Source organism: Streptomyces sp. NRRL S-244 (genome assembly GCF_000717915.1).
Lineage (GTDB): Bacteria > Actinomycetota > Actinomycetes > Streptomycetales > Streptomycetaceae > Streptomyces.
In genome coordinates, this window is sequence record NZ_JOCX01000018.1 from 50,970 (window position 1) to 65,300 (window position 14,331).

Annotated in this window: 14 protein-coding genes; 6 read left to right on the plus strand and 8 right to left on the minus strand. The window is 71.3% G+C overall.

Annotated elements, in window-relative coordinates:
• Window positions 1-75: 75 nt before the first annotated feature.
• The gene (gene mgrA / locus IF02_RS0122190) at window positions 76-1,113 is read right to left on the minus strand and encodes an L-glyceraldehyde 3-phosphate reductase (RefSeq protein WP_030159548.1); all 1,038 of its coding nucleotides are present in this window, start codon (window positions 1,111-1,113) and stop codon (window positions 76-78) included.
• Window positions 1,114-1,241: 128 nt separating this feature from the next.
• On the opposite strand from mgrA, the gene IF02_RS0122195 reads away from it, so the two are divergent.
• From IF02_RS0122195 to IF02_RS0122215, 5 genes are all read left to right on the plus strand, one after another.
• Complete coding sequence (locus tag IF02_RS0122195) at window positions 1,242-2,003, plus strand: isoprenyl transferase (RefSeq protein ID WP_030159549.1); 762 nt, start codon at window positions 1,242-1,244, stop codon at window positions 2,001-2,003.
• Between the two features lie 318 nt (window positions 2,004-2,321).
• Window positions 2,322-3,638 (plus strand): PhoH family protein, encoded by a 1,317-nt coding sequence (locus IF02_RS0122200; protein ID WP_030159550.1) that lies wholly within the window; start codon window positions 2,322-2,324, stop codon window positions 3,636-3,638.
• Between the two features lie 425 nt (window positions 3,639-4,063).
• Entirely contained in the window at window positions 4,064-4,765 is a 702-nt protein-coding gene (locus IF02_RS0122205; protein WP_030159552.1) for a transglycosylase SLT domain-containing protein, read from the plus strand.
• Between the two features lie 108 nt (window positions 4,766-4,873).
• Window positions 4,874-6,274 carry an AI-2E family transporter gene (locus IF02_RS0122210; protein ID WP_037836890.1) on the plus strand — a complete coding sequence of 467 codons (1,401 nt, stop codon included), beginning with the start codon at window positions 4,874-4,876 and terminating at the stop codon, window positions 6,272-6,274.
• Window positions 6,258-6,947, plus strand: coding sequence for a hypothetical protein (locus tag IF02_RS0122215; RefSeq protein WP_030159556.1), 690 nt, complete (start codon window positions 6,258-6,260; stop codon window positions 6,945-6,947). The genes IF02_RS0122210 and IF02_RS0122215 overlap by 17 nt, the downstream gene beginning before the upstream one ends.
• Window positions 6,948-7,055: 108 nt before the next feature.
• Here the strand turns inward: IF02_RS0122215 and IF02_RS0122220 are convergent, their stop codons facing one another.
• Both IF02_RS0122220 and IF02_RS0122225 read right to left on the minus strand, forming a co-directional pair.
• Entirely contained in the window at window positions 7,056-7,595 is a 540-nt protein-coding gene (locus IF02_RS0122220; RefSeq protein WP_030159558.1) for an alkyl hydroperoxide reductase, read from the minus strand.
• Window positions 7,596-7,598: 3 nt separating this feature from the next.
• Window positions 7,599-8,153: a peroxiredoxin gene (locus tag IF02_RS0122225; RefSeq protein WP_030159560.1), complete on the minus strand. Its 555-nt coding sequence runs from the start codon at window positions 8,151-8,153 to the stop codon at window positions 7,599-7,601.
• Between the two features lie 291 nt (window positions 8,154-8,444).
• Between IF02_RS0122225 and IF02_RS0122230 the strand changes: the two genes are divergently transcribed.
• Window positions 8,445-9,392, plus strand: a complete 948-nt coding sequence (locus IF02_RS0122230) for a hydrogen peroxide-inducible genes activator (RefSeq protein ID WP_030159562.1) — start codon at window positions 8,445-8,447, stop codon at window positions 9,390-9,392.
• Window positions 9,393-9,438: 46 nt separating this feature from the next.
• Here the strand turns inward: IF02_RS0122230 and IF02_RS0122235 are convergent, their stop codons facing one another.
• The 5 genes from IF02_RS0122235 to IF02_RS0122255 all read right to left on the minus strand — a co-directional run bounded on the left by IF02_RS0122235 (window position 9,439) and on the right by IF02_RS0122255 (window position 14,285).
• Complete coding sequence (locus IF02_RS0122235; protein ID WP_030159564.1) at window positions 9,439-11,784, minus strand: ABC transporter permease; 2,346 nt, start codon at window positions 11,782-11,784, stop codon at window positions 9,439-9,441.
• Entirely contained in the window at window positions 11,781-12,476 is a 696-nt protein-coding gene (locus tag IF02_RS0122240) for an ABC transporter ATP-binding protein (RefSeq protein ID WP_030159566.1), read from the minus strand. Before IF02_RS0122240 ends, IF02_RS0122235 begins: the two co-directional genes overlap by 4 nt.
• Window positions 12,473-12,997 (minus strand): PadR family transcriptional regulator, encoded by a 525-nt coding sequence (locus IF02_RS0122245; RefSeq protein ID WP_030159568.1) that lies wholly within the window; start codon window positions 12,995-12,997, stop codon window positions 12,473-12,475. Before IF02_RS0122245 ends, IF02_RS0122240 begins: the two co-directional genes overlap by 4 nt.
• A 107-nt stretch (window positions 12,998-13,104) precedes the next feature.
• Entirely contained in the window at window positions 13,105-13,380 is a 276-nt protein-coding gene (locus IF02_RS0122250; protein ID WP_051696445.1) for a hypothetical protein, read from the minus strand.
• Window positions 13,377-14,285, minus strand: coding sequence for an SPFH domain-containing protein (locus IF02_RS0122255; RefSeq protein WP_030159573.1), 909 nt, complete (start codon window positions 14,283-14,285; stop codon window positions 13,377-13,379). Before IF02_RS0122255 ends, IF02_RS0122250 begins: the two co-directional genes overlap by 4 nt.
• Window positions 14,286-14,331: the final 46 nt, after the last annotated feature.

The following is a 14,331-nucleotide window of genomic DNA, read 5'->3' on the forward strand; positions in this document are numbered from 1 at the left end:
CCTCGGGCCGGTCCGTATCCCCCCCACGGACCGGCCCGTTTTTTGTTTCCACCACCCCACGCACAAAAGCGCAGGTCAGCCGCGCTGGGCCCAGATGTTCGTGCCGGGGGTGGACACGGCGAAGGAGTCGATCTCCTTCAGCTCCTCCTCCGACAGCGGCGCACCGCCCAGTGCCGCCACGTTCTGCTCCAGCTGGGACACGCTCGAAGCGCCGATCAGCGCCGAGGTCATGCGCTCGTCCCGGAGCACCCAGTTCAGCGCCAGCTGCGCCAGCGACTGCCCGCGGCGCGCCGCGATCTCGTTCAGGCCGGCCAGGCGGCGGACCACGTCCTCCGACAGCAGGTCCGGGCTCAGGGACTTGCCCGCGGCCGCACGGGAGTCCTCCGGGATGCCCTTCAGGTACTTGCCGGTCAGCAGCCCCTGCGCGAGCGGCGCGAAGGAGACGCAGCCCATGCCGGCCTCCTCCAGGGTGTCCAGCAGCCCGTCCTCCTCCGTCCAGCGGTTGATCATGGAGTACGAGGGCTGGTGGATGAGCGGGCGGATGCCCATCTCGCGCAGGATCCGCGCCGCCTCGGCCGTCTGCCCGGCCGTGTACGAGGACACGCCCACGTACAGCGCCTTGCCCTGCTGGACCGCGGACGCGAGCGCGCCCATGGTCTCCTCCAGCGGGGTCTCCGGGTCGAAGCGGTGCGAGTAGAAGATGTCGACGTAGTCCACGCCCATGCGCTTCAGCGAGGCGTCGAGCGAGCTCATCAGGTACTTCCGGCTGCCCCACTCGCCGTAGGGCCCCTCGTGCATGAAGTAGCCGGCCTTGGTGGAGAGGATCAGCTCGTCGCGGTACGAGGCGAAGTCCTGCGCGAAGATCTTCCCGAAGTTCAGCTCGGCCGAGCCGGGGGGCGGGCCGTAGTTGTTCGCCAGGTCGAAGTGGGTGACGCCGAGGTCGAAGGCCCGGCGCAAGATCGCCCGCTGGGACTCCAGGGACTTGTCGTCGCCGAAGTTGTGCCAGAGGCCGAGGGAGATGGCGGGGAGCTTGAGGCCGCTGTGGCCGGTGCGCCGGTACTCCATGGAGTCGTAGCGCGAGGGCTCTGCCCGATAGGGATTGTTATCAGTCACGTTGTCCTCCCTATCACGGACTTGTGACAGACCGAGTTGGGTACCCGATCCCGCCGCGCAGTAATGTGGCGGACCGGGGGAGGGACCGCAATTCGCACGGGGGCATTGCACGGAGGGGCTCGAAGATCGTGAAGCTGCGCGACCTGGTGTACAGGCTCTACGCACGCCGGGTGGAAGGCCGCCTCGACCATGACGCGTCGCCCAAGCACATCGGCGTGATCCTGGACGGGAACAGGCGCTGGGCGAAGGCGTCCGGAGGTACGACGGAGCAGGGCCACCAGGCGGGGGCCGACAAGATCTCCGAGATGCTGGGCTGGTGCACCGAGACGGACGTCGAGGTCGTCACCCTGTGGATGCTGTCCACGGACAACCTGGACCGGCCGGAGGTCGAGCTCCGCCCGCTGCTCAACATCATCGAGAACACCGTCCGGGGCCTCGCCGCGGACGGCCGCTGGCGCGTCCACCACGTGGGCAACCTCGACATCCTGCCCGCGCAGACCCAGTCCGTGCTCAAGGAGGCCGAGCAGGCCACCCACGACGTGGACGGGATACTGGTCAACGTCGCCGTCGGCTACGGCGGCCGCCAGGAGATCGCCGACGCGGTCCGCTCGCTGCTGCTGGAGCACGCGGAGAAGGGCACCTCCTTCGAGGAGCTCGCCGAGATCCTCGACATCGACCACATCGCCGAGCACCTCTACACGCGCGGCCAGCCCGACCCGGACCTCGTGATCCGCACCAGCGGCGAGCAGCGGCTGTCCGGATTCATGCTGTGGCAGAGCGCCCACTCGGAGTACTACTTCTGTGAGGTGTTCTGGCCGGCCTTCCGCAAGGTCGACTTCCTGCGGGCACTGCGCGATTACGCCGCCCGCCACCGGCGCTACGGAGCCTGACGGCCGGGCGGGCTGACGCCCCCTCGGCCCCGGCCGTCCCCCCTGCAAGGCCTTCACCAGGGATTCACCGAGCGTCCGTCATATGCCATGGCATGGCCGGGCCTGATCGGGGAATATCCCTTTCAGGTCGATGCCCGATCCACGGGTGTCGAGTCTCAGCGGGCGACATGGGGTCGTCCGCCCGGGAGGCCCTTTGCACCAGGACGCACGTGCGGTTCGCACGGACGGAGTGGGAGGGCCGGAAATCGGCCCCGCAGGGGTGCCGATGACCGGTCCGGTCTTCATGGCCCGACCTCTTCCGAGGGGGTACGTCCTTCCGTGGTGACCAGCACAAAGCGCCGCCTGCCCGACAGGCGGACCTACGTCCTCGACACCAGCGTCCTGCTGGCAGACCCCAACGCGATCACGCGCTTCGACGAGCACGAGGTCGTGCTCCCGATCGTGGTGATCACCGAGCTGGAGGCAAAGAGGCACCATCCCGAACTCGGCTACTTCGCCCGTCAGGCCCTGCGCCTGCTCGACGACTTCCGGGTTCGCTACGGTCGCCTCGACGCCCCCATCCCGTTGGGCGATCTCGGCGGCACCCTCCGTGTCGAGCTCAACCACTCCGACCCCGGTGTCCTGCCGGCCGGCTTCCGGTTGGGGGACAACGACTCGCGGATCCTCGCGGTCGCCCGCAACCTCCAGGCCGAGGGCTACGACGTCACGGTCGTCTCGAAGGATCTCCCGCTGCGCATCAAGGCCTCCTCCGTGGGGCTGCTCGCCGAGGAGTACCGGGCGGAGCTCGCGATCACCGATGCCGGCTGGACCGGCATGAGCGAGCTCGCGCTGTCCGGGGAGCAGGTCGACCTGCTCTACTCCGAGGAGCGGCTGTACGTACCGGAGGCCGCGGAACTGCCCGTGCACACCGGGCTGGTCATCCAGTCCGAGCGCGGCAAGGCCCTGGGGCGGGTCACTCCCGACGGAAACGTACGGCTCGTCAAGGGCGACCGCGAGGCCTTCGGGCTGCACGGCCGCAGCGCCGAGCAGCGCATCGCCCTGGACCTGCTGCTCGACCCGGAGATCGGCATCATCTCCATGGGCGGCCGGGCCGGCACCGGAAAGTCGGCGCTGGCGCTGTGCGCGGGCCTGGAGGCGGTGCTGGAGCGCAGGCAGCACCAGAAGGTGATGGTCTTCCGGCCGCTGTACGCGGTGGGCGGCCAGGATCTGGGCTACCTGCCCGGGGACGCGTCCGAGAAGATGAGCCCCTGGGCGCAGGCGGTCTTCGACACCCTCTCGGCGGTGGCCGGGCGCGAGGTCATCGAGGAGGTGCTGAACCGGGGGATGCTGGAGGTCCTGCCGCTCACGCACATCCGCGGGCGCTCGCTGCACGACGCCTTCGTGATCGTGGACGAGGCGCAGTCGCTGGAGCGCAATGTCCTGCTGACCGTTCTGTCCCGGATCGGTGCGAATTCGCGGGTCGTTCTGACCCACGATGTCGCCCAGCGGGACAATCTGCGGGTCGGCCGGTACGACGGAGTGGTCGCCGTCGTTGAGAAGCTGAAGGGACATCCGCTCTTCGCGCACGTCACGCTCAACCGCTCCGAGCGCTCCCCGATCGCCGCTCTGGTGACCGAGATGCTCGAATCGCTGTAGCCGCCGATGGGGGCAAAAACCCCATAGCGGGAAAGCGAGTTGGCGCCGCCCGGCAAAGGCCCGAGAGCCTAGCCGGGCGGCGTCGTGCTGCACAGCCCTTTGAGGAAACCAACGGCAACATGCCAGGTGTGACCTTTCACACGCAATGGAGAATTGCCTTGCGGTGTCGGGGTCCGGCAGAGTCTGTTTTCCGTCAGGCCCCGCATACGGCACATCTGTATCTCCCGTCACCACGACGGGGGTACGCGCTGCACCACAACTCCAGAGTCGTTCGCCGTATGCCGCCCGAGTCGTCACGCGGCAGCCCCCGCAAGGGAGTTGCCCACGGGCCCGCGCCTCCAGTGATCACAGCACCACGGAGGCCAGTGTCGAGGGGCACTATTGCGCCCGCCCGGTCACTGCGGACGCTGCTGGAAGGACACCGTGTGAGCCGGATCTCGGTCCGGGGATTCGCTGTGGCTTCGGCCACCGCAGTCACCACCGTTGGCGCAGTCGTGGGCGTTGCCACTGGCGACCCCGCCGCCTCGAACGATCTCGAGACCACCGCGTCCGGGGCGACCCTCCTCACCGACATCCCGGTCGGCGAGCAGGCGCAGGTCCAGAACGCGTCCCTGACGCAGCAGGCCGACGCCATCGCCCAGGGCGCCGACACCGACGCCAAGCGCGTCGCCGAGGAAGCCGCCCGCATCCAGGCCGCCGAGGACGCCAAGTCCAAGAAGGCCGAGGCGCAGAAGGCCGCCGACGAGAAGGCGAAGAAGGACCGCGACGAGAAGGAGCAGATCGCCAGCCGCTCCGCGGCTCGCAGCGCCGGCGACTTCGCCGTCCAGAGCTCCTACACGGTCGCCCAGGTCAAGGACATCGCCCGGCAGATCGTCCCGGCCGGTCAGTTCCAGTGCTTCTCGAACATCATCAACGAGGAGTCCACCTGGAACTACAAGGCCGTGAACTCGTCCTCGGGCGCGTACGGTCTGGTCCAGGCACTCCCGGGTTCGAAGATGTCCTCGGTCGCCGACGACTGGCGCACCAACCCGGCCACCCAGATCCAGTGGGGCCTCAACTACATGAACGAGCGCTACCACAGCCCGTGCGCGGCCTGGAGCTTCCACCAGGCCAACGGCTGGTACTAGAGCCCGCCTCCGCTCAACCTCGAAGAGCCCCGCACCGTCCTACGGTGCGGGGCTCCTCGCGTGTACGGTCTTTCGAGGTGTGTCCACGGGCGGGGGGAAGGGAACGACATGGCGAAGAGGGCAGGCTGGCTCGGCCGGCTCGGGAACAGGCTGAGCCGCATGGAGGCGCGGCTCCAGGCGCGGCGTGCCGAGGTCGAGGCGGAGAGCACCGGCACGGCTGCCGCGGTCCCGGTCACCGCTTCCGGCACCGCCCCCGCGGGCGCCGGTACGGGCGCGGCCGCCCCGGCGCCCGTCCAGGAACCCGGCACGCCCGCCGAGCATCCCGGCCACGTACCGCACCCGGCCGCCCTGCGCGGGCGCCCCGAACCGGTGAGCGTCGTCCCGTGGGGCATGCGGGTCGCCGCCGAGGTCAGCTGGCGGCTCCTGCTGCTCGCCGGGATGCTCTGGGTCGTCATGAAGGTGATCAGCGAAGTCCGCCTGGTCGTCCTCGCCTTCGCCGCCGCCCTGCTCGTCACCGCGCTGCTCCAGCCCTTCGTGGTCCGGCTGCGCCGCCTCGGCCTGCCGCGGGGGCTCGCCACCGCCGTCACCGCGATCCTCGGGTTCGTGGTCATCGGGCTGGTCGGCTGGTTCGTGGTCTGGCAGGTCATGGAGAACCTCGACGACCTCTCCGCCCGGGTCCGGGACGGCATCAACGAGCTCAAACTCTGGGCACTGGACAGTCCGTTCCACGTGACCGAGAAGCAGATCAACGACATCGCGAAGAACCTCAGCGAGACCATCGGCACCAACACCGAGCAGATCACCTCCGCCGGTCTCCAGGGCGTGACGGTGCTCGTCGAGGTGCTCACGGGCATCCTGCTCGCGATGTTCTCGACGCTCTTCCTGCTCTACGACGGCAAGCGCATCTGGACCTGGGTGCTCGGCCTGGTCCCGGCCGCCGCCCGCCCCGGTGTCGCGGGCGCCGGTCCGCGCGCCTGGCGCACGCTGACGGCGTACGTGCGCGGCACGGTGCTCGTCGCGCTCATCGACGCCATCTTCATCGGCCTCGGCATCTACTTCCTCAAGGTGCCCATGGCGGTGCCGCTGGCCGTCTTCATCTTCCTGTTCGCGTTCATCCCTCTCGTCGGCGCGGTGGTCTCCGGCGCCCTCGCGGTGGTCGTCGCCCTGGTGACCCAGGGGCCGTGGACCGCGCTGCTGGTGCTGGCCGTGGTGCTGGCGGTGCAGCAGATCGAGGGGCACGTGCTCCAGCCCTTCATCCTGGGCCGGGCGGTACGGGTGCACCCGCTCGCGGTGGTGCTGTCGGTGGCCGCGGGCGGCATGGTCGCGGGCATCGGGGGAGCGGTGGTCGCGGTCCCGCTGGTCGCCGTCACCAACACGGTGGTCGTCTACCTGAGGGCCTACTCCCGGGACCAGCTCCTCCAGGGCGCCGCACCGATCGGGCCCGGCCCGCACGGCTCGACGGCGGTCGAACAGGCCTTCCGGGAGGCCGGACGTGATCAGCGAGCCTGAGCTCGAAGGGGAGTGGGGCACCGGCCGGCCGGCCGCGGCGGCCGAGGCCGAGGAGCCCGACGGCCCGCACGAGCGCGTACGGGGGCCTCGCAGGGCCTGGTTATGGGCGCTCGGCGGGGCCGTACTGGCCTCGGCCGTCTGGGCCGGTGTCCTCGTGGCACAGGATCGTTTCGGCGACCCCGCGCCGCGGATCGCGTACCGGCATCCCGAAGACCTGTGCAAGGTCAAGCTGACCGCCGTGTCCGCGTCCACCGTGCAGCTCACCGGGGACTACGCGCGCCATGAGGAGCACCCCGCGCTCGACTGGGCGTACTGCGCGCACGGCGCCCCGTATGTCGAGGGCCGCCTGTCGTACGGGGCCGAGGTGCTGGTCCAGCTGCACAAGAAGGCCGATCCCCGCACGGAGTTCGGTGCGGGCCCCACCGGCCTCGGGGGCGTCGGGGCCATGGCGAGTTCGGGCGGCGAGGTGGAGCAGGTCCCCGGGCTCGGCGAGCGGGCACTGCTCACCCGCCGGGTGGGCGGTTCACGGCTCGAAGTGCTCGACGGGGGCGCCGCCTTCAGCCTCACCGTTCAGTGGTACGGGGGGCCGGACGCCGCGGACCCGGACGAGGCCGCCGTGCAGGCGGCGATGGTCGAGGACATGCGCGCCCTCATGGCCGCTCTGCGCAAGTGAACGACAGGGCCCCCGCGACCGGGAACGGCTGCGGGGGCCCTGGGGTTCGTACGGCTGTGCGTGCAGTGCGTACTGCGCGTACTGCGCGTACTGCGTACGAAGAGGCTGCTACTCGGCGGCGAGGGAGGCCTCGGCGTCGAGGGTGACCGCGACGGCCTGGATCACCGAGGCGATCTTGAAGGCCTCCTGGATCGTCTCGCGGTCGACGCCGGCCTTGCGCAGGACCTGCTCGTGCGAGTCCAGGCACTGGCCGCAGCCGTTGATCGCCGAGACGGCGAGCGACCACAGCTCGAAGTCGACCTTCTCCACGCCCGGGTTGCCGATGACGTTCATCCGCAGGCCCGCCCGCAGCGTGCCGTACTCCGGGTCGGAGAGCAGGTGGCGGGTGCGGTAGAAGACGTTGTTCATCGCCATGATCGCGGCCGCGGACTTGGCGGCGGTGTACGCCTCCGGCGACAGGGCCGCCTTCGCCTCCGGCTCCAGCTCACGCAGGACGCGCGGGGAGCGGGCGGCGATCGCGCAGGACAGGACGGTGCCCCACAGCTGCTGCTGCGAGAGGGTGTCCTGGTTGCCGACGACCGAGCCGAGGTTCAGCTTCAGGTCCTTGGCGAAGTCCGGTATGGCGGACTTGAGGGAGTCGAGGGACATCCGTCACTCACCGGCCAGCAGCGCGCCGGCGTCCAGGGTGCCCTCGCCCTTGTTCCAGTTGCAGGGGCACAGCTCGTCGGTCTGCAGGGCGTCGAGGACCCGCAGGACCTCCTTGGGGTTACGGCCCACGGAACCGGCGGTCACCATCGTGAACTGGATCTCGTTGTTCTGGTCGACGATGAACACGGCGCGCTGCGCGAAGCCGTCCTCGCCCTGCACGCCACAGGCCTGCATGAGCTCGTGCTTGGAGTCGGCCAGCATCGGGAAGGGCAGGTCACGCAGGTCGGCGTGGTCCTTGCGCCAGGCGTGGTGGACGAACTCGGAGTCGCCGGAGACGCCGAGGATCTGGGCGTCGCGGTCCTGGAACTCCTCGTTCAGCTTGCCGAAGGCGGCGATCTCGGTCGGGCAGACGAAGGTGAAGTCCTTCGGCCAGAAGAACACCACGCGCCACTTGCCCTCGTAGGTCTTGTGGTCGATCTGGGCGAACTCGCTGCCGGCTTCGAGCGAGACGCAAGCGGTCAGATCGTAGGTGGGGAACTTGTCACCGACAGTGAGCACGTGCTCTCCTTGCGAGACGGGAAAGTGGCCCTTTTGGGGTCTTTCCCTGAGGGGTTGGACGGTCTCACATGCTGGCACAAGCAGCATTGATCGCGGAAATCGCAAACAGTGGTTGCGCTGATCAGGCTTCCCTATCAATGTGCCCGTACGGGCAAAGAGCGACACAGTGTGATCGGTTCGGTGGCAGCTGCGTGCAGAACCCGGCCGCGGCCTTCGCGGCGCCCTTGTTGTGCGGGGTTCGGGGTGGCCGCCGGAGCTAGTCTGGTGGCGGGTGATCGGAGGTACCTATCAGTGGCCGTCGGAAACAGGGGCGCGAAGCAGGCGACGCTCGCACAGCTGCGCGCGTTCGCGGCCGTCGCCGAACACCTGCACTTCCGGGACGCCGCCGCGGCGATCGGCATGAGCCAGCCCGCGCTCTCCGGCGCCGTCTCCGCGCTGGAGGAGGCCCTCGGCGTCCAGCTGCTGGAGCGCACCACCCGCAAGGTGCTGCTCTCCCCGGCGGGCGAGCGGATCGCGGCCCGGGCCCGGACGGTCCTCGACGCCATGGGCGGACTGCTGGAGGAGGCCGAGGCCGTACGGGCGCCCTTCACCGGGATCCTGCGGCTCGGGGTGATCCCCACGGTGGCCCCCTACCTGCTGCCGACCGTGCTTGGGCTGTTCCACCGCCGCTATCCCCGGATGGACCTCCAGGTCCACGAGGAGCAGACCTCCTCGCTGCTGGAGGGGCTGGCCGGCGGGCGGCTCGACCTGCTGCTGCTCGCGGTGCCGCTCGGCGTCCCCGGGGTCACCGAACTGCCCGTCTTCGACGAGGACTTCGTCCTCCTCGCGCCCCGGGAGCACCCGCTCGCCGGGCGCCGGGACATCCCGCGCGAGGAACTGCGGGGCCTGCAACTGCTGTTGCTCGACGAGGGGCACTGCCTGCGCGACCAGGCCCTGGACATCTGCCGCGAGGCGGGCCGGCCCCACGGGGCGGCCGTCACCACCACCGCCGCCGGGCTGTCCACCCTCGTACAGCTGGTCGCCGGGGGACTGGGCGTGACCCTGCTGCCGCGCACCGCGCTGCGGCTGGAGACCGCCCGCAACGAGTACCTGGCCACCGGGTACTTCGCCGAGCCCGCGCCCTCGCGGCGGATCGCGCTGGCCATGCGGACGGGGACGGCCCGCCAGGAGGAGTTCCGGGCCATCGCGGCCGCCCTGCGCGAAGCCGTACGCCCGCTCCCCGTCTGGCCGGCCGAGTAGGGCGGGCCCGCGGGGGCGGGCGTACGGGGCTTCGACTCGTCCGGCGTCACTCCGTACGCAGGCCGTCCGGGCGCATCAGCCGCAGCAGCGGCGGCAGGCTGAGCAGGGTCACCGCGACGGCCACCCCCGCGCCGGTGCCCGCCATGGCGAGCACCGAGGCCCAGTCGATCCGGACCGGCACGTTGGTCATCCGCATCAGCACCGCACCGAGCGCGAGGCCGATGGACGTGGCCAGGGCCAGGCCGAGCGAGATCGGCAGGGCCGTCTGCCACAGCACCGACAGGCTCAGTGTGGAGCGCTTCGTACCGAAGGCGACCAGCGACGACAGCAGCTTCTTGCGCTCGCGCAGCTGCTCCAGCTGGGAGACGAGCAGGCTCGCGCCGATCAGCACCAGCACCAGGGTCGCGCCGACGAACAGGCCGGTGCGGATCGAGCCGAACCGGCCGTTCGTCCCGGCCGACTGCAAGGTCATGGCCGTGGCCAGCGGGCCGGCCTTGTAGGAGGCGGTCCTGGCCCGCTCCAGGGCGTCCGGCACGTTCGGGTCCAGCTGGACGAACACCTGGGCCATGGCGCTGCCGCCCACGTTCTTCGGGGCGGCCGCCGGGGTGACGAGCAGGCCGGTGCGCAAGGTGCCGTTCGGGTCCTTGCGGGCCGGCGCCGTCCGCGCGTCGGCGGGTACGGACCAGGCGGCCGACCCGGCGCTCCCGGAGTCGTACCGGTTCCCGGTGAACAGCTTCTCGCCCGGCGCGGCCGACCCGGCACGGGCTCGGCCGACGCCACCGGTCAGGACGAAGACGTCGCCGTCCGTGCAGGAGGGCAGCTGCGCCACCTCGCGCAGGGCCTCGCACGTCCCGATCGTGAGGTGGACCGACTCATCGCCCGCCTCGGGGGTGCGGGAGGCCGAAGCGGACGTCAGCGGCACCGCCTTGGCGATGCCCGGGGTGCCGGTCACCTCCTTGCCGATGGCATCGAGGCGGTCCTCGGTGCCGGCGCGGGTCAGGATGGCCATGGACGCCCGGGAGGGGTCCTGGCCGGTGTCGCTGGTGTAGGAGTCCTCGACGCCGGCGAAGACCATCTGCAGGGCGATGGCCCCGGCCACCGCGACCGCGATGCCGTTGACCAGCCGGGCCGCGGATCCGCTGGTGAGCTGGAGCCGGCGCACGGCCAGCTGCCAGGACACCCCGCCGGCGCCGCCGAGCCGGCCCACGACCCGCTCCAGCAGCCAGGGCAACAGGGCGGTGATGCCGACCAGGAGCAGCACCACACCGCCGGAGACCTGCCACTGGTTGAACCGCCCGTGGGTGCTGCCGCGGCCCATCATCGGGGCCAGCAGGCCCAGTCCGGCCAGCGGCATCAGCAGCCGCCACCAGATCCGGCGCGGGCGCGGGGTGGTGGTGCGGACCACGCCGAGCGGCTCGATGACCACACCGCGCAGGGCGAACACGGTCACGGCGACGGCGGCGGCCGGGACGCAGACCGCGACGAGCGCGGCCAGCGGCGGGCGCGGGTCGAGGTCCGCGGAGAAGACGCTGCGCCCCTGGAGCTCCAGGCCCGGGGCGAGCTGCCGGGCGATCAGGAAGAAGCCGGCGCCCAGCACCAGGCCCGCCAGCGCGCCGGCGAGCGCCTCGCCCGCGGCGATCCTGCGGACCATCCGGGCGTCGGCGCCGACCAGGCGCAGGGCGGCCAGCCTCCGGTCGCGGCGGTCCCCGCCGAAGCGGACGGCGGCCGCGATGAAGACGGCGACGGGCGTCAGCAGGGCGACGAAGACCATCAGCACGAGCAGGGCGAGGACGGGGTCGAGCGGCACGTTGTCGACGGTCTTGTCGAAACCGGTGAGCCGCTGGACGTACGGGCGGTCCGCCTGCGCGGCGAGCCGGTCCGTTCCCGCGTAGTAGTAGAGGTCGCTCGGCCCGACCAGCCCCGCGTCGCCGATGACCGACACGATCTTGCCGTCGAGGCGCTCGCGGAGCAGTGCGCCCTCGCCGGTCTTCATCAGCCGGTCCAGGGCCGGGGAGACGGCCAGTTCACCCGGGCCGGGGAGCGCGCCGAGGCCGGGCGGCAGCGGGGCGTCCGGCCCTTCGGGCTGGACGAGGCGCCCGTCGATGTCGTCCCCGTGGTACGTCATGTTCCCGGAGGCGACCAGCAGGGTGTCGGCGCCGGGGCCCGGCTTCGCGCCGGGCGCCGAGGAGAGCGTCTCGCGCGCGGCGCCGCGCTGGTCACGGGCGGCCATCGCGGCCGGTATCGCGGTGGTGACCAGCAGCAGCGCGACGCCGAGGCCGACGCCCAGACCGGTGAGGAGGGTGCGGGTCCAGCCCTCGCGGCCGCCGCCGAAGGCGAAGCGGGCGCCGAGGCCGAGGTCGCGGGCCCAGACCCGGAGCGTGCCCCGGCTCATACGGCGCGCTCCATGTCGCGGGACCTGCCGTCGCGTACGACGATCTCGCGGTCGGAGTACGCGGCCACGCGGGTCTCGTGCGTGACGAGGACGACGGCGGCGTTTGCGGACCGGGCGGCCTCGGTCAGCAGCTCCATGACGAGCTCGCCGTTGAGGGAGTCGAGGGCGCCGGTGGGCTCGTCGGCGAAGAGGACGCGCGGGCCGGTGACGAGGGCGCGGGCGACGGCGACGCGCTGGCCCTGGCCGCCGGAGACCTCGCCGGGGCGCTTGCGGCCGAGGTCGGCGACCTCCAGGCGGGCCATCCACTCCAGGGCGGTCCGCTCGGCCTCCTTGCGCTTGACGCCGGTCAGGCGCAGTGGCAGGGCCACGTTCTCGACGCAGGTCAGCTCCGGGACGAGCTGGCCGAACTGGAACACGAAGCCGAACTCGCCGCGGCGCAGCGCGCTGCGCTCGGCGTCGTTCATGGCGGACAGCTCGCGGCCGGCGTACGTGACGGTGCCGGAGTCGGGCGGGACGATCCCGGCGAGGCAGTGCAGGAGCGTCGACTTGCCGGACCCGGAGGGGCCCATGACGGCGACGACCTCGCCGGGGTGGATGGAGAAGTCCGCGCCGTCGAGCGCGGCGGTGGACCCGTACGTCTTGCGCAGGTCCGTGGCGGAAAGCAGGGTGCCGGCCGGGGTCGTCGCGCTCATCGGCCGACCTCCCGGGCGAGCTGGTCGAGGCGGGCGGCGGCGAGTTCCAGCCATCGCAGATCCGCTTCGAGGTGGAACAGGGCGTGGTCGCAGACGAGTTGGTCGGCGAGGTCGCCCTTGCGCTTGCGCTGGGTCAGGATGCGCATGAGCCGCAGGTGCTCGGCCCGCTGGGTGTCCAGCAGGTCGGCGGCGCTGCGGCCGGTGAGCAGGGCGAGGACGACCTTGGTGTAGAGGGTCGACTGGAGGTACGGCTCGGGCTTCTCGGGCTGGGCGAGCCAGCCGTCGACGTCGGTGATGCCGGCGTCGGTGATGGCGTACCGCTTGCGGTCGGGACCGCCGCCGCTCTCGATCCCCTCGACCTCGACGAGGCCGTTCTTCAGGAGGCGGGACATGGTCGAGTAGACCTGGCCGTAGGCGAGGGGCCGGTCGTGGCCGAACTTCTCGTCGAAGGCGCGCTTGAGGTCGTAACCATGGCGTGGACCGGCCTCGAGGAGGCCCAGGAGCGTGTGACCGATGGACATGCCGAGGACTATACATCCGGTGTATACGCTCGATGTATACCCGGAGTGTAGAGAGGACTTTCGGCCTGCCTCATCGGTCGCTCGCCGGGACTTCGGTCCTGATCCGCTCAGGCGTCGGGCGGGACGCGGGGGCGGCCGCGCGGCGGGATCGGGGCCGCGCCTCCCGGGAGGCGGCCGGCCTCGGACAGGGCCCGCCGCAGCAGGAACTCGATCTGCGCGTTGGCGCTGCGCAGCTCCTCGCCCGCCCAGCGGGCGAGGGCGTCGTACACCTGCGGGTCGAGCCGCAGCAGCACCTGCTTGCGCGCCTGCCGTCCGGCCCGCGCGGGCGGGCGCTCCGGGCCCTCGCCCGCTTGCGGGTCTTGCGGCTCGCCGGCGGGGCTCACTGGTAGAGCGTGCCCGTGTTGACGACCGGCTGGGCGGCCCGGTCGCCGCACAGGACCACCATCAGGTTCGACACCATGGCGGCCTTGCGCTCCGGGTCCAGGTCCACGATGTCCTGCTCCGCCAGCCGCGTCAGGGCCAGTTCGACCATGCCCACCGCTCCTTCGACGATCTGCTTGCGGGCCGCCACGACCGCTCCCGCCTGCTGGCGCTGGAGCATCGCCGAGGCGATCTCCGGAGCGTACGCGAGATGCGTGAACCGGGACTCGATGATCCGGACACCGGCCGCCTCCACCCGGGCGTGCAGTTCGAGCGCCAGCTTCTCGGTGATCTCCTCGGCGTCGCCGCGCAGCGACAGCCCGCCCTCGTCGTGCGCGTCGTACGGGTACTCGATCGCGATGTGCCGGACCGCCGCCTCGGTCTGGGTCTCGACGAACTGCGTGAAGTCCTCCACCTCGAACGTCGCCCGCGCGGTGTCCTCCACCCGCCACACCACGACGGCGGCCAGCTCTATCGGGTTGCCGTACGCGTCGTTGACCTTCAGGACGGCCGTCTCGTGGTTGCGGACCCGGGTGGAGATCTTCTCCCGTGAGGTGAGCGGGTTGACCCAGCGCAGGCCGTCCGTACGGATCGTCCCCCGGTACCGGCCGAAGAGCTGGACCACGCGGGCCTCGCCCGGAGCCACCATGTTCAGCCCGCCCATCGCGAACGCCGAGGCGGCGATCAGGAGGATGCCGAGCACGATCAGGGAGACGTGCGCCGCCGAACCCTCGGCGGCCGCGCCGAGGGCGATCAGGGCGGCGCCGGCCGCAGCCCCCAACAGCCCCAGAAGCAGGGCCAGTCCGCCACCCAGGCTGCGCGCCGTGAACTCTCGTATGTCTCCGGCCATGGCCGCCATATTCGTCATGATCTGCCCCCATTGGTCTGGTCGCGGCCGATCGAGCCGCTTAGCA